Below are 22403 nucleotides of genomic sequence, written 5' to 3'. Positions count from 1 at the left end.
ACATGCTGCTCGAAGTCCGCGACCTGCACGTGGAGTTCCGCACCCGGGACGGGGTCGCCAGGGCGGTCGACGGGGTGTCGTACGCGGTGGACGCGGGTCGGACGCTGGCGGTGCTCGGCGAGTCCGGGTCGGGCAAGTCGGTGACCGCGCAGGCCGTGATGGGCATCCTCGACACGCCGCCCGCCCGGATCACCGGCGGCGAGATCCTCTTCCAGGGCCGGGACCTGCTCGGGCTCGGGGAGGAGGAGCGGCGCGGGCTGCGCGGCGCGAAGATGGCGATGATCTTCCAGGACGCGCTGTCCGCCCTCAACCCGGTGCTCCCGGTGGGCGACCAGCTCGGCGAACTCTTCGTGGTGCACCGGGGGGCGTCGAAGCGGGAGGCGCGGGCCCGGGCGGTGGAGCTGATGGACCGGGTGCGCATCCCGGGCGCCGCCCAGCGGGTGCGCGACTACCCGCACCAGTTCTCCGGCGGGATGCGCCAGCGCATCATGATCGCGATGGCGCTGGCCCTGGAGCCGGCCCTCGTCATCGCCGACGAGCCGACCACCGCCCTGGACGTCACCGTGCAGGCCCAGGTGATGGACCTGCTCGCGGAGTTGCGGCGCGAGTACCGGATGGGGCTCGTCCTCATCACCCACGACCTCGGGGTGGTGGCGGACGTGGCCGACCGGATCGCGGTGATGTACGCCGGGCGGATCGTGGAGTCGGCGCCCGTGCACGACATCTACCGGGCGCCCGCCCACCCGTACACCCGGGGCCTGCTGGACTCCATCCCCCGCCTGGACCTCAAGGGGCGGGAGCTGTACGCCATCAAGGGCCTGCCGCCGAACCTGACCCGGGTGCCCCCGGGCTGCGCCTTCCACCCGCGCTGCCCGATGGCCCGGGACGTCTGCCGCACCGAGGTGCCCCCGCTGTACGAGGTGTCCGAGGCCCGGGGCAGCGCCTGCCACTTCTGGAGGGAGTGCCTCGATGACGGCGAGCGGTGAACCGATCCTGGAGGCGGAGGGACTCGTCAAGCACTACCCGCTGACCCGGGGCATCCTGTTCAAGAAGGAGATCGGGGCGGTACGGGCCGTCGACGGCGTCGACTTCGCCCTCGGCCGGGGCGAAACCCTCGGCATCGTCGGCGAGTCGGGCTGCGGCAAGTCGACCGTCGCCCGGTTGCTGTGCAGTCTGGAGCGGCCCACCGCCGGATCCATCCGGTTCAAGGGCGAGGACATCACCCGGCTGTCGGGCCGTGCCCTGAAGGCCGTGCGCCGCAACATCCAGATGGTCTTCCAGGACCCCTACACCTCACTCAACCCCCGCATGACGGTGGGCGACATCGTGGGGGAGCCGTACGAGATCCACCCCGAGGCGGCCCCCAGGGGGGACCGGCGCCGGCGGGTGCGGGAGCTGCTGGACGTGGTGGGGCTCGACCCGGACTACGTCAACCGCTACCCGCACCAGTTCTCCGGCGGCCAGCGCCAGCGCATCGGCATCGCGCGGGGGCTCGCGCTGCGCCCGGAGGTCATCGTCGCCGACGAACCGGTGTCCGCCCTGGACGTCTCCGTGCAAGCACAGGTGATCAACCTGCTGGCCCGGCTCCAGACGGAGTTCGACCTCTCCTACGTGTTCATCGCGCACGACCTGTCGATCGTGCGGCACATCTCCGACCGGGTCGCGGTGATGTACCTGGGCCGGATCGTGGAGACGGGACGGGACGCGGAGATCTACGACCACCCGACGCACCCGTACACCCAGGCGCTGCTGTCGGCGGTACCGGTCCCGGACCCCGGGGCCCGTGAGCACCGCGAGCGGATCATCCTCGGCGGCGACGTGCCCTCGCCCACGGACATCCCCTCCGGGTGCCGCTTCCGCACCCGGTGCTGGAAGGCGCGGGAGCGGTGCGCCCGGGAGGTGCCGGCCCTCGCGGTGCCCGCGGTGTTCGCGCAGGGCGGGGGACCGGCCGCGCACGACTCGGCGTGCCACTTCGCCGAGGAGCGGCGGGTGGTGCCGCCGGAGGACCCCGGAGGGCCCGAGGCACCGCAGGCCACGGTGAACGGCAACGGGCCGGGGTGACACGCACCCCGGCCCGCGCACGGCACCCGCACGGCCGTATGAGCGGCAGCCTGCCGTGTCCGCATATCGGTACCGCTACCGGCAGGTTGCCCGCGTGTTAACGCGGCCGGGGCTCAGCCCAGGGAGCGCCGCAGGAAGTCCAGCTGGAGCCTGAGCAGGTTCTCCGCGACGGTCTCCTGCGGGGTCATGTGGGTCACCCCGGACAGCGGCAGCACCTCGTGCGGGCGGCCGGCGGCCAGCAAGGCGGAGGACAGCCGCAGGGAGTGGGCGACCACCACGTTGTCGTCCGCGAGACCGTGGATGATCATCATCGGGCGGTGCGGCTCGGCGGGGTCGACCAGGCCGGCGTCGTCGATCAGCGAGTTGCGGCGGTAGACCTCGGGCTGCTCGTTCGGGTCGCCCAGGTAGCGCTCCTGGTAGTGGGTGTCGTAGAGGCGCAGGTCGGTGACGGGGGCGCCGACCACCGCCGCGTGGAAGACGTCCGGGCGGCGCAGCACCGCGAGCGCCGAGAGGTAGCCGCCGAAGGACCAGCCCCGGATCGCCACCCGGTCCAGGTCCAGCGGGAACCGCTCGGCGAGCGACCGAAGCGCGTCCACCTGGTCCTGGAGCACGAGTTCCGCCACGTCGTCGCGGATCTCCTTCTCCCAGGCCGGGGAGCGCCCGGGGGTGCCCCGGCCGTCGGCCACGATCACGGCGAAGCCCTGGTCGGCGAACCACTGGGAGGTGAGATGCGCGTTGTGCGCGGCGACCACCCGCTGGCCGTGCGGACCGCCGTAGGGGTCCAGCAGAACCGGCAGGGGAGTGTCACCGGGGTAGTCCCGTGGCATAAGCACGGCGCACGGAATTCGGCGTGCGCCCCCCTCGGTGAGGGTGACCCGGGGGGACAAACCGGGGTCTTCGGCGTACGACCGGACAGTGGCCGCCGGTTTTCCGTCACGCAGCACCTGGACGCGGGCGCCCGGCCTGTCCAGCGTCGCGGAGACCAGCACGGTCACGCCCCCGGCGCGTACCGCCGAGTGCACGCCGGGCTCCTGGGAGACGCGCTCCACACCCAGCTCGTTCACACGGTAGACATGGATCTCACCGGTCTCCGGCGTCTCCGCCTCGGCACCCGCGGAGGCCGAGACGAGCACGTCGTCCGCGCCCACGTCCAGCACCGCGCGGATGTGCAACTGGCCGCTGGTCAGCGGACGTTCGCCCACGGTCAGGACGCGCGCGCCGCCCTCGTCCGCGATCCGGACCAACTGGCCCGAGGGGCTCCAGCAGGGCACACCGGCAAACAGTTCCAGCCAATTTGGGTCCTCGTCCGCGTGCACCATCCGGGTCGTCCCGGTGTCCGGGTCCACCGCCAGGAACAGCTGGCTGCGCTGGTCCCTGGCCTGCACCAGGATCAGCGGCGCACCCGCCTCTGACCAGTGCACTCGGGCCAGGTACGGGTAGCGGGCGCGGTCCCACAGCACCTCGGTGCGCGCACCGTCGAGGCCGAGTACGAACAGCCGTACGTCCGCGTTCGGGGTGCCCGCGGCGGGATAGGCGACGTTACGTGGCTCACGCTCGGGGTGGGCCGGATCCGCGATCCACCAGCGGGTCACCGGCGTGTCGTCCGCGCGGGCCACCAGCAGCCGGTCCGACCCCGGCGCCCACCAGAAGCCCCGGTGACGTGACATCTCCTCGGCCGCGATGAACTCCGCGAGCCCGTAGGTGACGTTCTCCGTCTCCGGCTCGGCGAGCGCGCGGTCGCCCTCGCCGTCGGCGCCCACGACGCGCAGGGCGCCCTGCGCGACGTACGCGACGTGCCGGCCGTCGGGGGCCGGACGGGGGTCGATCACCGGTGCCGCGACGGCGAGTTCACGGGTCTCGCCGGTCGTCAGACGCGCCGTGAAAAGCCGCCCTGACAAGGTGAAAGCCGCCAACTCCACGGCGGCGTCGGTGGCGTGGCCGACGATGCCGGCCCCGCCCTCGCGGCTGCGCTCGCGGCGCGCCCGCTCCTCGGGCGACAGCTGTTCGGAGGCGCCCCGCAGAAGGGCGGCCGGGTCGGCGACGAGGCGCTCGGTGCCGTCCGGAAGGTCAAGCACCCACAGCGAGTTGGCCCGGTCGGTGCCGGAGCTCGATCGGAGGAACGCGACACGTGCGCCGTCGGGCGCCACGGTGAATCCACGCGGCGCGCCGAGGGTGAACCGCTGGGTCCTGGCGTGCCTACGGGGGAAGGAGTCGGACTCGGTCGTCATACCCCGACCATATTGGCCATGCGCCCCCTTGTGCGGCTGTGCGCCGAGCGATGCGCGAGCACGGATAGTTATGATCACTACCGCTGTGTGGGTATGAACCTGCCGGTGCCTGCATGGACTTGCTCTACCGATCTTTCCGAACAGCCGCGTCCCTGGGAACTTTGGAGGTGAGCCGCCGTGGCACTCTCGATTTCGGCGGTGGTGCTGCTGGCGATCATCGTCTTCCTGCTGATGAAGAAGTCCGGGCTCAAGGGCGGCCACGCGGTGGTCTGCATCCTGCTCGGCTTCTACCTCGCCTCCTCCACCATCGCGCCCACGATCAGTCAGCTGACCTCGAACGTGGCGAGCATGATCGGCAGCATCAAGTTCTGAACGGCCTCCCGGCCGGCCCCTCCCGTCCGGCCGTGCGGGTTCCCTCCCGCGCGGCCCGCAAACCGCCGGAGCCGGGGCACGGGGAGGCCCGGGGGCGCCGGGAACACCGTCGGCCTGCGTAGGGTGGTGGCATGACGGAACTGTCCTCCTTTGGGTCGCGGGGCGCTCGGCGGCTGCTCCTGGTGCATGCGCACCCGGACGACGAGTCGATCAACAACGGCGCCACCATGGCCAAGTACGTGGCCGAGGGTGCGCACGTGACGCTGGTCACCTGCACCCTGGGGGAGCGGGGCGAGTGCATCCCGCCCGGACTGCGGCATCTGACCGGGGCCGCCCTGGGCGCGCACCGGCGCGGCGAGCTGGCCGCCGCCCTCGCCGCGCTCGGGGTCACCGACGCCCGGCTGCTCGGCGGCGCGGGCCGCTACGGCGACTCCGGGATGATGGGCACCGCGGACAACGAGGACCCCGGCTGCTTCTGGCGGGCCGACGTGGACGAGGCCGCCGGCCACCTCGCCGAGGTGATCCTGGAGACCCGGCCCCAGGTCCTCGTCACCTACGACGACAACGGCGGCTACGGCCACCCGGACCACATCCAGGCCCACCGCGTCGCCATGCGCGCCGTGGACCTCGCGGCCGAGCGCGGGCACCGCGTCGACAAGGTCTACTGGAACCGCACCCCGCGCTCCGTGGCCGAGGCCGCCTTCGCCCGGCTCCAGGACGAGCTGCCCGCGCTGCCCTTCACCAAGAGCGCAGCCCTGGACGACGTACCCGGCGTGGTGGACGACGACCGGATCACCACCGCCGTCGACGGCACCGCACACGCCGCCGCCAAGGCCGCCGCGATGCGCGCCCACGCCACCCAGATCGAGGTGGCCGGGTCCTGCTTCGCACTCTCCAACGAGCTGGCCCAGCCCCTGTTCACCACCGAGTACTACGAGTTGGTGCGCGGTACGGCCGTCCCCGGCGAGACCGACCTGTTCGCCGGCCTCGGCGTCGAGGAGACCCCGTGAGCGGCGGCGCGGGCAACGGCGCCCCGGGCTCGATGCTCGCCCAGCCGCTGCGGCCGCCGTCCGCGGGGCGGGCCGCGGCGTACGTCGGCCTGTTCCTGCTCGGCGCCCTCGTCGCGGTCGCCGGCGCGCTGGTGCAGGCCGCCTGGTTCCCCGGCGGGCTGCTGCTCGCCCTCGCCGCCGCGGTCGGCGCCTTCCTCGGCGGCTCGTACGCCACCCGGTCCCGGGGCGGCGCGATGGCCCCGGCGGCGGGCTGGATCGTCACCGTCATACTGCTCACCTCCTCGCGCCCCGAGGGCGACTTCCTCTTCGGCGCGGGCGGCGGCTCCTACCTCTTCCTCTTCGGCGGCATGGCGCTCGCTGTGATCTGCGCCACGCTTGGCGCGATGCGGCAACCCCGTGACGGCTCCGCCCGACTTGGGAAGTGACGTACCGCTTTCCGGTGCCGCCCGCGTGCGAGTTGGGTGTGGGTTTCCCCGGCGGTCAGGGGATGCCCGCCGGAAGCGGCCAGTATGGTGGTGCGCGCCGCCGAACCTCCCCCACGCCGCCGACCTCGTTCGAGCCGGGGGGACCGCCAGAGCAGTGAGGTCGTGTCGGGCGGTGGAGCCAACTGGGAGAACCTGCCTTGAGTCGTGAAACTGACACTCCGTCCTCCGGGCCCAACGGGCGCGGCGGAGCCGCGTACCCCTCCGGCACCCCGCCGTACGGGACCCCCATGGCTTCCGACGACGGTACGGGTGCGGCCCGTTCGGGCGCGCCGGAGGAACGCAAGACCGAGACCACGCTGACGACCCGGATCCGGATCAACATCCCCGGGTCCCGGCCGATCCCGCCGGTCGTCGTGCGCAAGCCCGTCGGGGAGGGCGAGTCCGCCGAGGGCGCCCGCGAGGAGAAGCCGGCCGCCGAGGCGCGCACGCCGGACGCCGCGGCGCCCGCCCCGCAGGCGCCCGCCGAGCCCGCGGCCCCGGCCGAGGAGAAGACCAGCGACTGGTTCGCGCCGCGCAAGTCCTCCGGGGGCAAGGCCGCGACCGGCAAGGGCGGCGCCAACGGGGGCAAGAACCCCGGCGGTTCCACCGCTGCCTCCGGCGCGCCGGCTGCCCGTCCGGGTGGACCGGGTGCGAACGGCGCGGCGGGTGGCACCGGCGCACGCCCCGGCGGTGTGGTCGGCTCCATGAGCGTGCCCGGCCGCTCCGGCAAGACCAACGGCGCGGGCCTGCCCGGCGCCACCGGCGGCCCCGTGGCCCCCGGGCACGGCGGCGGCACGGGCTCCTTCGACGTCACCGAGGCGCTGGCCGCCGGCCCGCTCGGCGGCGGCTCCCGGGCCGACGGCAACGGCGGCGAGCCGCGCCGCGACGACCTGCCGTACTTCTCGGAGCAGGGCGGCCAGGACGGCTTCGGCGGCCCCGCGGGCGCGGGCGGCGTGGGCGGTGCCGACGGCGCCGACGGACCGGGCGGCCGCGGCGGCCCGCAGGGCCCCGCCGGGCCGACCGGGGGTCCGGTCACCGGCGACAGCCCGCTGGTGCCGGGGACCGGCGGGTACGGCGGCCAGGGCGGCGCGCCCGCGCACAGCGCCCTCGCGGACATCGCCGGCCTCGACGGCCCGGGCGCTTCGGGCACCGGGCTCGGTCCCGGCGGCGGGCTCAGCGACGACACCGCGATCCTCACCCCGCAGAAGCCGGCCCCCGAACCGGGCACGCCCGGCTACCGCGCCCCGGACAACGTCTCCGGACACACCGTCACCAGCGGCATCCCGGTCGTCCCGGGCGGGAACGGCGTCCCGTTCGGCGCGGGCGGCCCCGGCGGCCCGGCCGGGCGGACCGCGGCCAAGCCCGCGCCCGAGCCCGCCAAGGCCGCGCCCAAGGCGGCGGCCAAGCCGAAGAAGAAGGGGCGCAGCAAGCTCGTGCTGCTCGCCGCCGGCGTGGTGGTGATCGCGGGCGGTGTCTACGGCGCCGGGCTGCTGATGAACCACACCGATGTGCCCAAGGGCACCACCGTGCTCGGCGTCGACATCGGCGGCGGCACCCGTGACGACGCCGTCAAGAAGCTCGACGACGCGTTCGGCAGCCGGGTGGCCAAGCCGCTCAAGCTGGACGTGGGCGGCAAGACGGTCACCCTCACCCCGGCGAACGCCGGTCTCCAGTTCGACTTCCAGGCCACCGCGAGCCAGGCCGCGACGAGCGACTACAACCCGGTCTCCGTGGTCGGCACCCTCTTCGGGCGGAAGCGCGTGGTCGCCCCGGTCATGCCGGTGGACGAGGAGAAGCTCCAGGCCGCCCTCCAGCAGGCCGGCGGGGGCTCCGGCTCCGGCGCGGTCGTCGAGGGCGGCATCGAGTTCAAGCCCGGCCAGGCCGTGGCCGTCTACGGCAAGCCGGGCAAGGCCATCGACGCGGCCGGCTCCGCCCAGGCGATCGAACAGGCCTACCGCACGGCCGTGGAGACGAACAGCTCGGCCCCGGTCACCGTGCCGACGACCAACCGGCAGCCGACGGTCTCCAACGCCGAGGTGGACCGGGAGATGAAGGAGTTCGCGAAGCCGGCCATGTCGGCGCCCGTGACCGTGCGGACGGACGCCGCGCACACGGTCATGTTCAGCCCGCAGAAGTCGCTGTGGAAGTTCCTCGGCGTGGCCGCGGTCAACGGCAAGCTGACCGACAAGCCCGACTACACCGCCCTGAAGCAGCTGTACGGCCAGGCGTTCGACGGTGTCCTGATCACCCGGGGCAACGGCAAGAAGACGCCGGTGACGCCCCAGGACGTCTACCTGGCCATGCGTCAGGCGCTGACCAGCACGACCGACCGCGTCGCGGTGATCAGCACCAACCCGAACTGAGGTCCGCGTCAGGGGCGTCCGGCACCGCGCCGGGCGCCCCTGACGCGTCCCCCGGGGGATGTCACCCCGGCCGCATGACATCTGTCATCCCGCACACAGGATCACCGGCACTGCCGGTCGCCCGTCCCGCCCGGCACCATTGGGGTCATGACAACGACAGCGGTACCGGCCACCTCCACCGAGGTGGTCGGGTTCGACCAGGTGACCAAGACGTACGGGACGGTGCGGGCCGTCGACGGACTCTCGCTGCGGCTGCACCCGGGGGAGACCGTCGCCCTGCTCGGCCCGAACGGTGCCGGCAAGTCCACCACCCTCGATCTGCTCCTCGGCCTGAAGCAGCCCGACAGCGGCACGGTGTCCGTGTTCGGCACCAGCCCGCGCGAGGCGATCGTGGCCGGGCGGGTCGGGGCCATGCTCCAGAGCGGCGGCCTGATGGACGAGGTCACCGTCGGTGAACTGGTCAAGCTGTCCTGCTCGCTGCACCCGCGGCCGTACCCGGTCTCCGACGTGCTGGCCCGCGCCGGGATCACGCAGATCGCCGACCGCAAGGTCAACAAGCTCTCCGGCGGCCAGGCCCAGCGGGTCCGCTTCGCCCTGGCCACCGCGGGCGACAGCGACCTGATCATCCTGGACGAGCCGACCACCGGCATGGACGTCACCGCCCGCCAGGCCTTCTGGGCCACCATGCGCGAGCAGGCCGACCAGGGCCGTACCGTGCTGTTCGCCACGCACTACCTGGAAGAGGCCGACGCCATCGCCGACCGGGTCCTGGTGCTGCACCGCGGCCGGCTCCTCGCCGACGGCACCGCCGCCGAGATCAAGGCCAGGGCGGGCGCCCGGCGGATCTCCTTCGACCTGGAGGGCACCGTCGACGAGGACGCCCTGCGCGCCCTGCCGCGGCTGACCTCCCTCACGGTGTCCCACGGCGGCTTCGGCCACACCGTGCGCCTCCAGTCCGCCGACGCCGACGCCACCGTGCACGCCCTGTACCGCCTCGATGTCTACCCCCGCAACCTCGAAGTCACCGGCCTCGGGCTGGAACAGGCGTTCGTCGCCATCACGGAGGCCGAGGAGGCCAAGCAGTCGTGAACTCGCTCATCAAACTGGAACTGACCCGCGCCCTGCGCAACAAGAAGTTCCTGTTTTTCTCGGTGCTCTACCCGGCCGTCCTCTTCCTGATCATCGCGGGCAACGCCGACGACACCAGGATCGACGGGACCGGGCTGACCCTGGCGACCTACATGATGGTCTCCATGGCCTCCTTCGGCGCCCTGACCGCCGTCCTGATGGGCAACAGCGAGCGCATCGCCAAGGAACGCGAGAGCGGCTGGGTGCGGCAGCTGCGGCTGACCCCGCTGCCCGGGCGCGGCTACGTCCTCGCCAAGACCGCCAGCGCGGCCGTGGTGAGCCTGCCGTCCATCGTGGTGGTCTTCCTGGCCGCCGCCGCGATCAAGCACGTACGACTGGACGCCTGGCAGTGGCTCGCCCTCACCGGGGTCATCTGGGCCGGCAGCCTCGTCTTCGCCGCGCTCGGCGTCGCCCTCGGCTACCTCGCCTCCGGGGACGCGGTGCGCCCCATCACGATGATCGTGTACTTCGGTCTGTCGATCCTCGGCGGCCTGTGGATGCCGTCCACGACCTTCCCGCGGTTCCTCCAGGACATCGCCAAGTGGCTGCCCACCCACGCGTACGCCGCGCTGGGCCGGGCGATCGAGGAGAGCCAGGCCCCGCACACCACGGACATCGCCGTCCTCGCCGGGTACTTCGTCCTCTTCGCGGGCGGCGCGGCGTGGCTGTACCGGAAGGACACGCTGAAGGCGTGAGCACGATGACGGAAGACCCACAGGCCGGCGCGCGCGGGCCGGAGCCGCAGGTGCGGATCGGCCAGGGGCCCCGCAACCGGCGCGACGTCCTGATCAAGCTGCTGTGGATCGGCGTGTGGCTGGTCTTCCTCAGCTCCCCGGTCCACGACCTGACCAGCGGCCGGCACACCACGGCCGGCACCGTGGCGGGGGCGGCGGGCCTGGCGGTCTTCGTCGTCGCGTATCTGACGCTGGTCTTCCGGAACATGGGACGGCCCTTCTCGCCGCGGGCCGTGGCCGTGCTGCTGGGCGTCCTCGCCGTCCTCGCGCCCGCCCTGGGCTACGGCCTCGGCACCCACTGGACCGGGTTGTTCGTCTACCTCTCGGTGGCCTGCGGGGCCACGCTGCCGCCGCGGCTCGCGGTCTGGGCGGTCCCGGGCTCCGGACTGGTGATGTACCTCGTCAAGATGCGCTGGGACGCGTACGCGGTCGACGAGGACCTGCTGATGGTCGTGCTCATCGGGTTCGCGATGATCGGCGTGAGCCAACTGGTGCGCACCACGATCGAGTTGCGCAAGGCGCGGGCCACCGTCGCCCAGCTCGCCGCCAACGAGGAGCGGCTGCGCCTCGCCCGCGACCTGCACGATCTGCTGGGCCACTCGCTCTCGCTGATCACGCTGAAGAGCGAGCTGGCCGGCCGGATGCTGCCGGACCACCCGGACAAGGCGGCCCAGCAGGTCGCCGACATCGAACAGGTCAGCCGCCAGGCCCTGGTGGACGTCCGGGAGGCGGTCACCGGCTACCGGCGCCCCCGGCTCGCCGTGGAGCTGGCCGGCACCCAGGTGGCCCTCACCGCCGCGGGCGTCACCGCCGAACTGCCCGACGAGCCCGATCTCGACGGGGTGGACCGGGAGGCCGAGTCCGCGCTCGCCTGGGCCCTGCGCGAGGCGGTCACCAACGTGGTCCGGCACAGCGGCGCCGACCGCTGCGCCGTACGGCTCCTGCACCGCCAGACCCTGGACGGCCCGGTGCTCGAACTCACCGTCGAGGACAACGGATCCGGCGGCAGCGGCGGCTTCGGCAACGGCCTGACCGGGCTGACCGAGCGCCTGGAGAAGGCCGGCGGAACCCTGGAGGCGGGCCGGTGCAGACACGGCTTCCGGCTGGTCGCCCGCGTGCCCGCGGCGGCCGGCGGGGACGTAGGATCCGGGGCATGACGCGCACGATCAAGGTCCTGCTGGCCGAGGACCAGTCGATGGTCCGCGAGGCGCTGGCCGCGCTGCTGGGCCTGGAGCCGGACATCGAGGTCGTCGCCCAGGTCGCACGCGGGGACGAGGTGCTCGCCGCGGTCGGCGCGCACGACGTCGACGTGGCGCTGCTCGACATCGAGATGCCGGGCTGCACCGGCATCGAGGCCGCGGCCCGCGTCCACCGGGAGTTCCCCCGGGTGAAGCTGGTGGTGCTCACCACCTTCGGGCGCCCCGGCTATCTGCGCAGCGCCATGGAGGCCGGCGCCGACGCCTTCCTGGTCAAGGACGCCCCGGCGGCCCAACTCGCCGCCGCCGTCCGCACGGTGCTCGCCGGTGAGCGGGTCATCGACCCCACGCTGGCCGCCGCCGCGCTGGCCGAGGGCGCCAACCCGCTCACCGAACGCGAACGCGAGGTGCTGCGCGCCGCGGCCGACGGCTCCACCAACGCCGAACTGGCCGCGGCCCTGCACCTGTCCCAGGGGACGGTCCGCAACTACCTCTCCACGGCCATCCAGAAACTCGCCGTCCGCAACCGGGCGGAGGCGGTGCGCACGGCCCGGGAGAAGGGCTGGCTCTGAACGCGGACCGGCGGCCGGTCAGTTGAGCTTGGCGCGGGCCGTGCGGGCCTGCCGCCGCACCCGCTCGGCGGCCGGCTCGTCGACGACCTCGATCAGCTCGGCGTACGCGTCCAGTTCCGCCGCCCCGGCCAGGAACTGCCCGCGCTGCACCAGCAGTTGCCCGCGCTCGTAGCGCAGCCGGGCCGGGTGGGCGGGGATCAGCAGCGAGAGCTCCACCGCCCGCAGCGCGACGTCCGAGTGCTCGGGGCGGGCCGCGGCCCAGGCCCGGATGTTGTTGAGGATCCGCTGGACGACCTCCAGCGGCGGGGCGGGTCCCAGCATCGCCGGATCCAGCGGCGCGCCGGTCGCCCCGACCACCAGCAGCTCGGCGTCCGGCCCGCTCAGCACCCGCCCGCCCTCGAACGGATCGGCCAGCACCTGCTCCCCGGGTGTCCCGAACCCGATCACGAAGTGCCCGGGCAGCGCCACGCCGTACACCGGTGCCCCGGCCCGCCGGGCGACTTCCAGCCACACCACCGACAGCAGGATCGGCAGCCCGCGCCGCCGCCGCAGCACCTCGTGCAGCAGCGAGGACTCCAGGCGCTCGTAGTCGCCGGGCGTGCCGTGGAACTCGTAGCGCCCGCCGAGCAGCCGCCGCACCGCCTCCGCCCAGGCGCGCGGCCCGCCGGGCCGGTACGGCAGCTCGCCCGCGAGCCGGTCCAGCTCGGCCTGCGCGGCGTCGATCCCGGCCTCGTCCAGCGAGCCGTCCGCCTCCGCGCCGATCAGCAGGCACAGCGCCGCGAGATCCGGCCGCTCGGCCCGCGCCTCCTCGCCGAACCGGCGCCGCACCTCGGCGGACCGCTCCGGCGACGGCGGGTAGGGAGGCGGCAGACGACGGGGGTTCGGCATGGCGGGTTCCTGCCCTCTCAACGGGGTTCTACGACCGGTCCGGGAGGTCCTGCGGCGAGCGTTCCCCCGGCTCCCGGAAGTGGTGGTAGGCGTGGTGCCGGGAGAAGCCCAGAGCGCCGTACAGGGCCCGTGCGGGCTCGTTGTCGGACTCCACCTGGAGCCAGGCGGCCGAGGCGCCCTCGGCCAGGGCGCGGCGGGCGAGCGCGGCCATCACCTCGGTGGCCAGGCCCTGCCTGCGCCGCCCGGGGTCCACCTCGACGGCGGCGAACCCGGCCCAGCGCCCGTCCACGGCACACCGCCCGATCGCCGCCGGCGCCGCGCCCGGCGCGCCCGGCACGGAGGCGAACCACACGGACGGCCCCGCCCCGCGGTCGTCCGCGCGCGAGCCGAGCACCTTCAGGGCCACCTCGCTCACCCCCTTGCGCCCGTACCGCGCGAGCCACGCCGCGTCCGCCTCGCGGGCGAGCACCACGTCCGCGCCGCCGGCCCGGTCCGCGACCGGCGCCAGGGCGCCCGTCCACACCTCGGCGGTCACCTCCCGCACCCAGCCGCGCCGCTCCAGCTCCGCGCAGAGCAGCTCCTGCGTGCCCTCGGCGCCGGTCGCGGTCTGCACGTACGCGGGCAGGCCCCGCTCGCCGTACCAGCGTCGTACGGCCGCCAGGGCCGCGTCGAGCGGACGGCCGGGATCGCCCAGCGGCAGCACGCTGTTGGCCCGCCGGGTGAACCCGCCGGCGGCCCGCAGCTCCCACTGCCCGAGCGGCTCGCTCTCCACCGGCCGCCACGCGCGCGAGGCGACCCGGGCCAGCTCCTCGTAACCGGCCGCCGGACCCCGGTGGCGGGCCGGGGCGGCCGGCACCACCTTGCCCGCCACGAGGGTGTTTTCCGGAAACCGGACACTCTCGCCGCCCCGTTGTGTGATCATGACCACGCCATGATCCCAAGATGTGAGAACGCCCACCGTGTCGGTGAACTTCTCCCGCGCCGCACCGGGTTCGCTCAACCGCCGTACGGAGACGCGTTTCCCCACGTCAGCGGGGGTGATGCGGACTACAAGGCGCCCTTGTGCCGAGATTTCCACCGGTCAGTTCACCCCTCCTGTTCGGATCATGCTCCGGAACGGAGATACTAGGGGCGGGCATCGACGACGCCGCGCTCCCGCGCGCCAGGCGGCGGAGCCTGAGGAGGCCCGCCAGCGCCCTATCGAGGAGGAACGACAGCGTGACCTACGTCATCGCGCAGCCTTGTGTCGACGTCAAGGACAAGGCGTGCATCGAGGAGTGCCCGGTCGACTGCATCTACGAGGGCCAGCGGTCCTTGTACATCCACCCGGACGAATGCGTCGACTGTGGTGCCTGTGAGCCGGTCTGCCCGGTCGAGGCGATCTTCTACGAGGACGACGTCCCGGAGGAGTGGAAGGACTACTACAAGGCGAACGTCGAGTTCTTCGACGAGCTGGGCTCGCCCGGCGGCGCCAGCAAGCTGGGGCTGATCGAACGCGACCACCCCTTCGTCGCCGCGCTGCCGCCGCAGGGCGAGTGACCGTTTAGCGCCAAGCGGCCCGCGCCGAACCGCGCCGCCTCGGTCCCGTACGGCTCGATCGCCCCGATCGCCGCCGCACGGGACCGAGGCGTTTGCCGCACCAGACGAAAGTGAGCCACTGATCGTGTCCGCAGTCTCCGACCGGCTTCCCGTCTTCCCCTGGGACAAGCTGGAGCCCTACAAGAAGACGGCCGCGGCCCATCCGGACGGCATCGTCGACCTCTCCGTCGGCACCCCGGTCGACCCGGTCCCCGAGCTGATCCAGAAGGCCCTCGTCGACGCGGCCGACTCACCGGGCTACCCGACCGTCTGGGGCACCCCCGCCCTGCGGGACGCGATCTGCGGCTGGCTGGAGCGCCGCCTGGGCGCCCGCGGCGTGACCCACCGGCACGTGCTGCCGGTCGTCGGCTCCAAGGAGCTGGTGGCCTGGCTGCCGACCCAGCTGGGCCTCGGCCCCGGCGACAAGGTCGCCTACCCGCGACTGGCCTACCCGACGTACGAGGTGGGCGCCCGCCTCGCCCGCGCCGCGTACGAGGTCTACGACGACCCGCGCGACCTGGACCCGGCCGGTCTCAAGCTGCTCTGGCTGAACTCCCCGTCCAACCCCACCGGCAAGGTCCTCTCCGCCCGGGAGCTGACCGACATCGTCGCCTGGGCCCGCGCCCACGGCGTCCTGGTCGTCTCCGACGAGTGCTACCTGGAGCTGGGCTGGGAGGCCGACCCGGTCTCGGTGCTGCACCCGGACGTCAACGGCGGCTCGTACGACGGCATCGTGGCCGTGCACTCCCTCTCCAAGCGCTCCAACCTGGCCGGCTACCGCGCCGCCTTCGTCGCGGGCGACCCGGCGGTCCTGGGCCCGCTGCTGGAGATCCGCAAGCACGGCGGGATGATGACGTCCGCGCCGACCCAGGCCGCGGTCGTGGCCGCCCTCGGCGACGACGCCCACGTCCAGGAGCAGCGCGCCCGCTACGCCGCCCGCCGCGAGGCCCTGCGGGCGGCCCTGGTCGCCCACGGTTTCCGTATCGAGCACAGCGAGGCCAGCCTCTACCTCTGGGCCACCCGCGACGAGTCCTGCTGGACCACGGTCGCCCACCTCGCCGAGCTGGGCATCCTGGTCGCCCCCGGCGACTTCTACGGCACGGCGGGCGAGAACTTCGTGCGCGTGGCGCTGACGGCCACGGACGAACGCGTCCAGGCGGCGGTCTCCCGGCTTCGCTGACCGCCGCGGGCCCTGGCGGGCCCGGACGCGCGGAACGGGGCCCAGGGAACCCCTGGACCCCGTTCAGCGGGCGATGCGCCGGCTCAGGCCCGGACTCAGGTGAGCGGCAGCCCCTGGACCGGCAGGTTGGACGTGGGCAGCCCGCCCTTCGTCGCGCCGGCCGCCGCGTCCCCGAGGGCGCTTCCCGCGGCCCCGGTCAGACCGCCCGCGGCCTGCTGCGCCGCGGGCGCCGCCTTCTGCACGGCACCGCCGGCCGTCCTGCCCGCGGCCGGGACCGCCTGCTTGAGGGCGTTGCCGCCCGCGTTGCCCGCCAGCGCGGTGACGTTCTCGGCGGCACCGTCGACGGTGTTGCCGACGTGCGCGCCGTCCAGCGCGGTCAGGCCGCCCAGGTTCGGAGTGGCCGGCAGGTTCGTGGCCGCACCGGCGGAGCCGGCCGCACCGACCCCGGCGGCCGCTCCCGCTGCGACGAGCAGCGCGGCACGGGCGATCCGGCGGGTCAGGGGGAGGGACATGATGCTCCATTCGACGGGAGAGAACGGTGTCTTCGTCCGGACCCGGCACCGGGCCCGGACGCCGTGACTACCGCTCGAAGCCCGCGAAGGTTGCGGACACCCCAGGTCACGAATGGATAACGCATCGCATTATCAGGTGTGGATAAAAACGGGCAAAGAGCGAGGCTCCGCGCGCCCAGCAGAATCCTTACGCCCCTTGATTCCCAAGGGTTTCCCGGTTCGACCCGTGATTCGCCCGTACGGCCCCGCACAAGACGGCGACGCCATCCTCCCGGACGACGCCCCGCACTATTGTCCGGTCACGATCCGGACAACGCCCACGGACCGCTCCGCACCGCCGGCCCCGTCCGAGCGCACCGGCTGCCACGACCCCTCGTCGCTCGTCCAGACCCGCCCCGCGTACGTCACCCGCTGGATGTGCAGCGCCGCGGAGTTGGCGACCGCCCACTGCGCCAGCTGCCACCCCCGCTGCTGCTCGCCGCGCCCGCTCGCGTCCCGGCGCGCGCCGAGCGGCACCGGCACGCTCACGGTCCGCCCGCTCGCCGTCGCCGTCACGCTGGGCGAGGGGGTCGGCGAGGGCACCGGGGTGCCGCCGACCTCGGCACCGGTCTCCTGCAGCGCATCCCGCCCGAAGTCCCGCACCAGCGCCGCCCGTACCGCGTCCGGACCGGTCGCCGTGGCCCTCGTGTCGAAGCGCCCGTCGCAGGTCAGCGTGGCCGCCGCCTGCCCGGTCAGCGCGGCCGCCAGCAGCTCGGCGTCCGGCTCGTGCTTGGCGTACGCCTCCGGGAAGCCGCTGCGCTGCACCTTCTGCGCGGCCACCGTCAGCGGCAGCCCGGTGTAGTCGGGGACCTTGGCCAGATGGGCGTAGAAGATCCCCGCCGAGTACGTGGGGTCCATGATCTGCTCCTCGGTGCCCCAGCCCTGCGAGGGCCGCTGCTGGAACAGGCCGAGCGAATCCCGGTCGCCGTGCTCGATGTTGCGCAGCCCGGACTCCTGGATCGCGGTGGCCAGCGCGATGGTCACGGCCCGCTCGGGCATGTTCCGGCCGGTGCCCACGGCGGCGATCGTCGCCGCGTTCGCCGCCTGCTCGGGCGTGAACTCGTACGACGCCCCGTCGCCGGTGGCCGAGACCACCTTGCAGCCATGGGCTCCACCGCCTCCGGTGACGTACTGCACCACGAGGTAGGCGGCGACGCCGCACAGGACCAACAGGGCCGCGGAGAACCGGAAGAGACGGCCGCGGCGCTTGAGACGGGTGGGGGACGGCTCAGACACGCGTACAAGGTACTGGAGCGATCACCACCCTTACGCCAGCGGTGCGTTACCGCGCGTGAGCCGGGCGGCCGACGACGGCGCGCTAGGGTCGAGGTCATGGCCGACACCACGCTTGACCTCACGCTGGACGCCGCCGCGCTCACCGCGCGGCTCGTGGACCTCCCCTCCGAGAGCGGCACCGAGAAGCCGCTCGCGGACGCCGTCGAGACCGCCCTGCGCGCCCTGCCGCACCTGACCGTGGACCGGTACGGCAACAACGTGATCGCCCGGACGAACCTGGGCCGCGCCGAGCGGGTCGTGCTGGCCGGACACATCGACACCGTGCCGATCGCGGACAACGTGCCCTCGCGCCTGGACGAGGACGGCGTGCTGTGGGGTTGCGGCACCTGCGACATGAAGTCGGGCGTGGCGGTCCAGCTGCGCATCGCGGCCACGGTCCCCGCCCCCAACCGCGACCTGACCTTCGTCTTCTACGACAACGAGGAGGTCGCCGCCCACCTCAACGGCCTCCGGCATGTCGCGGAGGCCCACCCGGAGTGGCTGGCGGGCGACTTCGCGGTGCTGCTCGAACCCTCCGACGGCGAGGTCGAGGGCGGCTGCCAGGGCACGCTGCGGATGCTGCTGCGGACCAAGGGCGAGCGGGCGCACTCGGCGCGCTCCTGGATGGGCGCCAACGCCATCCACGCGGCCGCGCCGATCCTGGAGCGGCTCGCGGCCTACGAGCCCCGCCACCCGGTGATCGACGGCCTGGAGTACCGCGAGGGGCTGAACGCCGTGGGTATCAGCGGCGGGGTCGCGGGCAACGTCATCCCCGACGAGTGCGTGGTCACCGTCAACTTCCGCTACGCCCCCGACCGCACCGAGGAGGAGGCGATCGCGCACGTCCACGAGGTGTTCGCGGACTGCGGGGTCGAGGAGTTCGTGATCGACGACCACAGCGGCGGCGCGCTGCCCGGCCTCTCCCACCCGGCCGCCGCGGCCTTCATCGAGGCGGTGGGCGGCGCCCCGCGGCCCAAGTACGGCTGGACGGACGTCTCCCGCTTCGCCGCGCTCGGCATCCCCGCGGTCAACTACGGCCCCGGCAACCCGCACCTGGCGCACAAGCGGGACGAGCGCGTGGAGACCGCCAAGATCCTGGCGGCCGAGGAGCGGCTGCGCGGCTGGCTCACCGCGTAGCGGAGCCCCGCGCGGCGCACGCCCGGCGGACACGCGCACGTCCCCCCTGCGCAACCCGCGTGGATCTACGCTGGGACGGAACCACCGGCAAGCGGAGGGAGCGCACATGCCTACCGGGAACCCCGAGGGGAAGAAGCAGCCACCGGACGAGCAGCGGCTCGGGCCGGTCCTCCGGCGGCGGGACCAGGTGACGGCGAGCACGACCGACCAGCGGCTGCTGGACGAACGCGCTCCCAACGACTGGGTCCACACCGACCCCTGGCGGGTGCTGCGCATCCAGTCGGAGTTCATCGAGGGCTTCGGCACCCTGGCCGAACTCCCGCCCGCCATCAGCGTGTTCGGCTCGGCCCGCACCCCGGTGGACTCGCCCGAGTACGACGCCGGGGTCCGGCTCGGCCGGGGCCTGGTGCGGGCCGGCTGGGCGGTGATCACCGGCGGCGGCCCCGGCGCCATGGAGGCGGCCAACAAGGGCGCGTGCGAGGCGGGCGGCGTCTCGGTGGGCCTCGGCATCGAGCTGCCCTTCGAGCAGGGCCTGAACCCCTACGTCGACATCGGCCTCAACTTCCGGTACTTCTTCGTCCGGAAGATGATGTTCGTCAAGTACGCCCAGGGGTTCGTCGTCCTGCCCGGCGGCCTCGGCACCCTGGACGAGCTGTTCGAGGCGCTGACCCTGGTCCAGACCCAGAAGGTCACCCGCTTCCCGATCGTCCTCTTCGGCAGCGAGTACTGGGGCGGCCTGGTCGACTGGCTGAAGAACACCCTGGTGGCCTCGGGCAAGGCCCTGGAGAAGGACCTCCTGCTCTTCCACGTCACCGACGACGTGGACGAGGCCGTGGCCCTGGTCTCCAAGGAGGCCGCGCGGTAGGCCCGGCCTACGCCAGCCCCCGCCGGGCCACCGCAGGGGGGCGGTGGCCCGCGATGGAGGAGACCATGTCGAGCACCTGGCGGGTCTCGGCGACCTCGTGGACGCGGTAGACCATCGCGCCGAGCCAGGAGGACACCGCCGTCGTCGCCAGCGTGCCGATCAGCCGCTCCTTGACCGGCCGGTCCAGCGTCTCCCCGACGAAGTCCTTGTTGGACAGCGACACCAGCACCGGCCAGCCCGAGGCGACCATCTCGTCCAGCCGGCGCGTCGCCTCCAGGCTGTGCCGGGTGTTCTTGCCGAAGTCGTGCCCCGGGTCGATCAGCACCGACTCCCGCGGCACCCCCAGCTCCACCGCCCGCCGGGCGAGCCCCACCGTCACGTCCAGGACGTCGGCCATGACGTCGTCGTACGTCACCCGGTGCGGGCGGGTGCGCGGCTCGGCACCCCCCGCGTGGGTGCACACCAGCCCCACCCCGTACCGCGCCGCGACCTCGGCGAGGCCGGGGTCCGCACCGCCCCACGCGTCGTTCAGCAGATCCGCGCCCGCCTCGCACACCGCCTCGCCGACCTCGGCCCGCCAGGTGTCCACGCTGATGATCACGTCCGGGAAGCGGCGCCGTACCTCCGCCACGAAGCCGACCGTGCGGCGCGCCTCCTCCTCGGCCGAGACCTCCTCGCCCGGGCCGGCCTTCACCCCGCCGATGTCGATGATCGCCGCGCCCTCGGCGACCGCCTGCTCCACCCGCGCCAGGGCCGGCTCGTCCCGGAAGGTCGCCCCCCGGTCGTAGAAGGAGTCCGGGGTCCGGTTCACGATCGCCATGATCACCCGTTCGTGCGGTCCGAATTCCCGCCTGCCCAGCCTGAGCATCCGCTGTGACCTCTCCTCGTACGTCCGGCACTGCGACCGCCAGTGACCCTAACCGTCGGGCTCGCATGGCACGATCGGACCAGACAGATTCCGCGTCCGGCCCTCGCGGCCGGCACCCGAGCGTGGGGACCTCGAGACGATGGTGATGTTCCTGTTCCTGGTCGTCGCGCTGGCCGTCGTGGTCGCCGCGGTGACCCTCGCCGTGGTGGGCGGCGGCGAAAGCGCCCCGCTGCCCGAGGCCGCGCCCGAGCGGCTCCAGGACCCGCTGCCGGAGGACCGCCCCGTCGGCCGCGCCGACATCGAGACCCTGCGCTTCCCGCTGGCCCCGCGCGGCTACCGGATGGCCGACGTGGACGACGCCCTCGGCCGGCTCGCCGCCGAACTCGCCGAGCGGGACGCCCGGATCGCCGGCCTGGAATCCGCGCTGGCCGGCGCCCGGGCCGCCGCCGCACAGCCCCGGCAGGACAAGCCCGAGCACCCGGAGGACCAGCGATGACCGCCGCCGTCGCCGGGCCGGACGGCGCGCTGCGCTGCCCCTGGGCCCTGTCCACCGACGACTACGTCTCGTACCACGACGAGGAGTGGGGCCGCCCCGTCCACGGCGACGACGCCCTCTTCGAACGGCTCAGCCTGGAGGCCTTCCAGTCCGGCCTGTCCTGGATCACCATCCTGCGCCGCCGCCCGGGCTTCCGCACGGCCTTCGCGGGCTTCTCCATCGAGAAGGTCGCCGCCTTCACCGACGAGGACCGCGAGCGGCTGCTGGCCGACCCCGGCATCATCCGCAACCGCGCCAAGATCGACGCCACGCTGGCCAACGCCCGCGTCCTCGCCGACTGGTCCGACGGCGAACTGGACGAACTGATCTGGTCCCACGCCCCCGACCCCGCGACCCGCCCGGCCCCGAAGACCCTGGCGGACGTCCCGGCGGTCACCCCCCAGTCCACGGCCCTGTCCAAGGCGCTGAAGAAGCGGGGCCTGAAGTTCGTGGGACCCACGACGGCGTACGCGCTGATGCAGGCGTGCGGGCTGGTGGACGACCACCTGGAGGCGTGCGTCGCCCGTGGCGCCCGGGAGGGACGTCACCGCCCCGTGTAGCGCGGCTTCTGCTTGTCGACGAACGCCTGCACGGCGATCGCGTGGTCCTCGGACCGCCCGGCCCGGGTCTGGAGCTCGTCCTCCTTGTCGAGGGTCTCCGACAGCGAGTGCGTCAGCCCGAAGGCCATCGCCTCCTTGATCGCCGCGTACGCCACCGTCGGGCCCGAGGCGAGCGTGCGCGCCACCTTCTCGGCCTCGGCCCGCAGCTCGCCTGCGGGCACGACCCGGCTCGCGATGCCCAGCTCCAGCGCCTCCCGCGCGCCGATGCTGCGCGGGAAGAGCAGCAGGTCGGCCGCGCGGCCGGGCCCGACCACCCGGGGCAGCGTCCAGGAGATCCCGGAGTCACCGGTCAGGGCGACCCCCGCGAAGGAGGTGTTGAAGGACGCCGTGTCGGCGACGACGCGGTAGTCCGCGGCGAGGGCGAAGCCGAACCCGGCCCCGGCCGCGACCCCGTTCACCGCGGCGACCACCGGCTTCGCCGCCCCGGCGAGGGCCCGCACGACCGGGTTGTAGTGCTCCCGGACCGTGCTCATCGTCTGCCCGGACCCGGTCTCCCGGTCCTTGGCCAGCAGCCCGATGTGCTCCTTGAGGTCCTGGCCCACGCAGAACGCCCGGTCCCCGGCCGCGGTCAGCAGGATCGCCCGCACAGCGGGGTCATCGGCCGCCTCCCGCGCCGCCTCCCGCAGGGCGACCTTGGCCTCGACGTTCAGCGCGTTCATCGCCTCGGGGCGGTTCAGCGTGATCGTCGCGAGCCCGTCGCTCACCTCGTAGAGCACGGTGTCGGCCATGGCGCATCCCCTCCGTCGCGGTGGTGACGTACCGCTCGGTACGTCCGTGT

General features: G+C 73.7%; 23 protein-coding genes. 16 read left to right on the top strand and 7 right to left on the bottom strand.

Translation table 11 applies throughout. The features are described from left to right. Positions 1–2 precede the first annotated feature (2 nt). Together HZZ00_RS31530 and HZZ00_RS31525 are read left to right on the top strand one after the other, a co-directional pair. Positions 3–986, top strand: coding sequence for an ABC transporter ATP-binding protein (locus tag HZZ00_RS31530; RefSeq protein WP_180329567.1), 984 nt, complete (start codon positions 3–5; stop codon positions 984–986). Further along, positions 970–2061: an ABC transporter ATP-binding protein gene (locus HZZ00_RS31525; protein WP_180329566.1), complete on the top strand. Its 1092-nt coding sequence runs from the start codon at positions 970–972 to the stop codon at positions 2059–2061. Before HZZ00_RS31530 ends, HZZ00_RS31525 begins: the two co-directional genes overlap by 17 nt. A gap of 113 nt (positions 2062–2174) precedes the next feature. Here the strand turns inward: HZZ00_RS31525 and HZZ00_RS31520 are convergent, their stop codons facing one another. After that, positions 2175–4289 (bottom strand): S9 family peptidase, encoded by a 2115-nt coding sequence (locus HZZ00_RS31520; RefSeq protein ID WP_180329565.1) that lies wholly within the window; start codon positions 4287–4289, stop codon positions 2175–2177. Positions 4290–4466: 177 nt separating this feature from the next. Between HZZ00_RS31520 and HZZ00_RS31515 the strand changes: the two genes are divergently transcribed. The 8 genes from HZZ00_RS31515 to HZZ00_RS31480 all read left to right on the top strand — a co-directional run bounded on the left by HZZ00_RS31515 (position 4467) and on the right by HZZ00_RS31480 (position 12128). Next, on the top strand, positions 4467–4661 hold the full coding sequence (locus tag HZZ00_RS31515) for a hypothetical protein (protein ID WP_070026930.1): 195 nt from the start codon (positions 4467–4469) through the stop codon (positions 4659–4661). Positions 4662–4792: 131 nt separating this feature from the next. Further along, positions 4793–5671 carry an N-acetyl-1-D-myo-inositol-2-amino-2-deoxy-alpha-D-glucopyranoside deacetylase gene (mshB, locus tag HZZ00_RS31510; RefSeq protein WP_180329564.1) on the top strand — a complete coding sequence of 293 codons (879 nt, stop codon included), beginning with the start codon at positions 4793–4795 and terminating at the stop codon, positions 5669–5671. A gap of 32 nt (positions 5672–5703) precedes the next feature. Beyond that, on the top strand, positions 5704–6096 hold the full coding sequence (locus HZZ00_RS31505; protein ID WP_180333781.1) for a DUF6113 family protein: 393 nt from the start codon (positions 5704–5706) through the stop codon (positions 6094–6096). Positions 6097–6293: 197 nt separating this feature from the next. Further along, positions 6294–8498: a hypothetical protein gene (locus HZZ00_RS31500; RefSeq protein ID WP_180329563.1), complete on the top strand. Its 2205-nt coding sequence runs from the start codon at positions 6294–6296 to the stop codon at positions 8496–8498. 147 nt (positions 8499–8645) lie between these two features. Then, positions 8646–9587, top strand: a complete 942-nt coding sequence (locus tag HZZ00_RS31495) for an ABC transporter ATP-binding protein (RefSeq protein ID WP_180329562.1) — start codon at positions 8646–8648, stop codon at positions 9585–9587. Continuing rightward, positions 9584–10321, top strand: a complete 738-nt coding sequence (locus HZZ00_RS31490; protein ID WP_070026926.1) for an ABC transporter permease — start codon at positions 9584–9586, stop codon at positions 10319–10321. The genes HZZ00_RS31495 and HZZ00_RS31490 overlap by 4 nt, the downstream gene beginning before the upstream one ends. A gap of 5 nt (positions 10322–10326) precedes the next feature. Further along, positions 10327–11517: a sensor histidine kinase gene (locus tag HZZ00_RS31485; RefSeq protein WP_180333780.1), complete on the top strand. Its 1191-nt coding sequence runs from the start codon at positions 10327–10329 to the stop codon at positions 11515–11517. Further along, on the top strand, positions 11514–12128 hold the full coding sequence (locus HZZ00_RS31480) for a response regulator transcription factor (RefSeq protein ID WP_180329561.1): 615 nt from the start codon (positions 11514–11516) through the stop codon (positions 12126–12128). Before HZZ00_RS31485 ends, HZZ00_RS31480 begins: the two co-directional genes overlap by 4 nt. 18 nt (positions 12129–12146) lie before the next feature. On the opposite strand, the gene HZZ00_RS31475 is transcribed toward HZZ00_RS31480, so the two are convergent. Beyond that, complete coding sequence (locus HZZ00_RS31475) at positions 12147–13016, bottom strand: SirB1 family protein (protein WP_180329560.1); 870 nt, start codon at positions 13014–13016, stop codon at positions 12147–12149. Between the two features lie 28 nt (positions 13017–13044). After that, entirely contained in the window at positions 13045–14094 is a 1050-nt protein-coding gene (locus tag HZZ00_RS31470; RefSeq protein WP_180329559.1) for a GNAT family N-acetyltransferase, read from the bottom strand. 140 nt (positions 14095–14234) lie between these two features. Between HZZ00_RS31470 and fdxA the strand changes: the two genes are divergently transcribed. Both fdxA and HZZ00_RS31460 read left to right on the top strand, forming a co-directional pair. After that, on the top strand, positions 14235–14555 hold the full coding sequence (gene fdxA / locus HZZ00_RS31465; protein WP_014674796.1) for a ferredoxin: 321 nt from the start codon (positions 14235–14237) through the stop codon (positions 14553–14555). A gap of 124 nt (positions 14556–14679) precedes the next feature. After that, positions 14680–15774, top strand: coding sequence for a bifunctional succinyldiaminopimelate transaminase/glutamate-prephenate aminotransferase (locus HZZ00_RS31460; protein ID WP_180329558.1), 1095 nt, complete (start codon positions 14680–14682; stop codon positions 15772–15774). A gap of 95 nt (positions 15775–15869) precedes the next feature. Here the strand turns inward: HZZ00_RS31460 and HZZ00_RS31455 are convergent, their stop codons facing one another. Then, positions 15870–16286, bottom strand: a complete 417-nt coding sequence (locus HZZ00_RS31455; protein WP_180329557.1) for an ATP-binding protein — start codon at positions 16284–16286, stop codon at positions 15870–15872. 288 nt (positions 16287–16574) lie between these two features. Next, positions 16575–17561 carry a heavy metal transporter gene (locus tag HZZ00_RS31450; protein WP_180329556.1) on the bottom strand — a complete coding sequence of 329 codons (987 nt, stop codon included), beginning with the start codon at positions 17559–17561 and terminating at the stop codon, positions 16575–16577. Positions 17562–17657: 96 nt separating this feature from the next. Between HZZ00_RS31450 and dapE the strand changes: the two genes are divergently transcribed. Both dapE and HZZ00_RS31440 read left to right on the top strand, forming a co-directional pair. Next, on the top strand, positions 17658–18737 hold the full coding sequence (gene dapE, locus HZZ00_RS31445; protein ID WP_180329555.1) for a succinyl-diaminopimelate desuccinylase: 1080 nt from the start codon (positions 17658–17660) through the stop codon (positions 18735–18737). A 106-nt stretch (positions 18738–18843) separates the two neighbouring features. Then, positions 18844–19602 carry a TIGR00730 family Rossman fold protein gene (locus tag HZZ00_RS31440; protein WP_070026919.1) on the top strand — a complete coding sequence of 253 codons (759 nt, stop codon included), beginning with the start codon at positions 18844–18846 and terminating at the stop codon, positions 19600–19602. A gap of 7 nt (positions 19603–19609) precedes the next feature. Here the strand turns inward: HZZ00_RS31440 and folP are convergent, their stop codons facing one another. After that, entirely contained in the window at positions 19610–20470 is an 861-nt protein-coding gene (gene folP, locus HZZ00_RS31435; RefSeq protein ID WP_070026918.1) for a dihydropteroate synthase, read from the bottom strand. Between the two features lie 139 nt (positions 20471–20609). Between folP and HZZ00_RS31430 the strand changes: the two genes are divergently transcribed. Next, on the top strand, positions 20610–20966 hold the full coding sequence (locus tag HZZ00_RS31430) for a DivIVA domain-containing protein (protein ID WP_070026917.1): 357 nt from the start codon (positions 20610–20612) through the stop codon (positions 20964–20966). Next, positions 20963–21565, top strand: a complete 603-nt coding sequence (locus HZZ00_RS31425; RefSeq protein ID WP_180329554.1) for a DNA-3-methyladenine glycosylase I — start codon at positions 20963–20965, stop codon at positions 21563–21565. Before HZZ00_RS31430 ends, HZZ00_RS31425 begins: the two co-directional genes overlap by 4 nt. Here HZZ00_RS31425 and HZZ00_RS31420 read toward each other — a convergent pair. Continuing rightward, positions 21550–22353, bottom strand: a complete 804-nt coding sequence (locus HZZ00_RS31420) for an enoyl-CoA hydratase/isomerase family protein (RefSeq protein ID WP_180329553.1) — start codon at positions 22351–22353, stop codon at positions 21550–21552. The genes HZZ00_RS31425 and HZZ00_RS31420 overlap by 16 nt on opposite strands. Positions 22354–22403 lie beyond the last annotated feature (50 nt).

It is taken from the genome of Streptomyces sp. NEAU-sy36 (assembly GCF_013423905.1).
Lineage (GTDB): Bacteria > Actinomycetota > Actinomycetes > Streptomycetales > Streptomycetaceae > Streptomyces > Streptomyces misionensis.
The sequence above is the reverse complement of the archived record's forward strand: the minus strand, read 5'-3'. Positions and strand labels throughout refer to the sequence as shown.

Bases quoted from the DNA above. Each gene is read 5' to 3' on its own strand.
- dapE (WP_180329555.1), top strand. From the start codon at position 17,658: ATGGCCGACACCACGCTTGACCTCACGCTGGACGCCGCCGCGCTCACC.
- folP (WP_070026918.1), bottom strand. From the start codon at position 20,470: ATGCTCAGGCTGGGCAGGCGGGAATTCGGACCGCACGAACGGGTGATC.
- HZZ00_RS31425 (WP_180329554.1), top strand. From the start codon at position 20,963: ATGACCGCCGCCGTCGCCGGGCCGGACGGCGCGCTGCGCTGCCCCTGG.
- HZZ00_RS31520 (WP_180329565.1), bottom strand. From the start codon at position 4,289: ATGACGACCGAGTCCGACTCCTTCCCCCGTAGGCACGCCAGGACCCAG.
- HZZ00_RS31480 (WP_180329561.1), top strand. From the start codon at position 11,514: ATGACGCGCACGATCAAGGTCCTGCTGGCCGAGGACCAGTCGATGGTC.
- HZZ00_RS31530 (WP_180329567.1), top strand. From the start codon at position 3: ATGCTGCTCGAAGTCCGCGACCTGCACGTGGAGTTCCGCACCCGGGAC.
- HZZ00_RS31475 (WP_180329560.1), bottom strand. From the start codon at position 13,016: ATGCCGAACCCCCGTCGTCTGCCGCCTCCCTACCCGCCGTCGCCGGAG.
- HZZ00_RS31495 (WP_180329562.1), top strand. From the start codon at position 8,646: ATGACAACGACAGCGGTACCGGCCACCTCCACCGAGGTGGTCGGGTTC.
- HZZ00_RS31420 (WP_180329553.1), bottom strand. From the start codon at position 22,353: ATGGCCGACACCGTGCTCTACGAGGTGAGCGACGGGCTCGCGACGATC.
- HZZ00_RS31455 (WP_180329557.1), bottom strand. From the start codon at position 16,286: ATGTCCCTCCCCCTGACCCGCCGGATCGCCCGTGCCGCGCTGCTCGTC.
- HZZ00_RS31505 (WP_180333781.1), top strand. From the start codon at position 5,704: ATGCTCGCCCAGCCGCTGCGGCCGCCGTCCGCGGGGCGGGCCGCGGCG.
- HZZ00_RS31430 (WP_070026917.1), top strand. From the start codon at position 20,610: ATGGTGATGTTCCTGTTCCTGGTCGTCGCGCTGGCCGTCGTGGTCGCC.
- mshB (WP_180329564.1), top strand. From the start codon at position 4,793: ATGACGGAACTGTCCTCCTTTGGGTCGCGGGGCGCTCGGCGGCTGCTC.
- HZZ00_RS31485 (WP_180333780.1), top strand. From the start codon at position 10,327: ATGACGGAAGACCCACAGGCCGGCGCGCGCGGGCCGGAGCCGCAGGTG.
- HZZ00_RS31525 (WP_180329566.1), top strand. From the start codon at position 970: ATGACGGCGAGCGGTGAACCGATCCTGGAGGCGGAGGGACTCGTCAAG.
- HZZ00_RS31440 (WP_070026919.1), top strand. From the start codon at position 18,844: ATGCCTACCGGGAACCCCGAGGGGAAGAAGCAGCCACCGGACGAGCAG.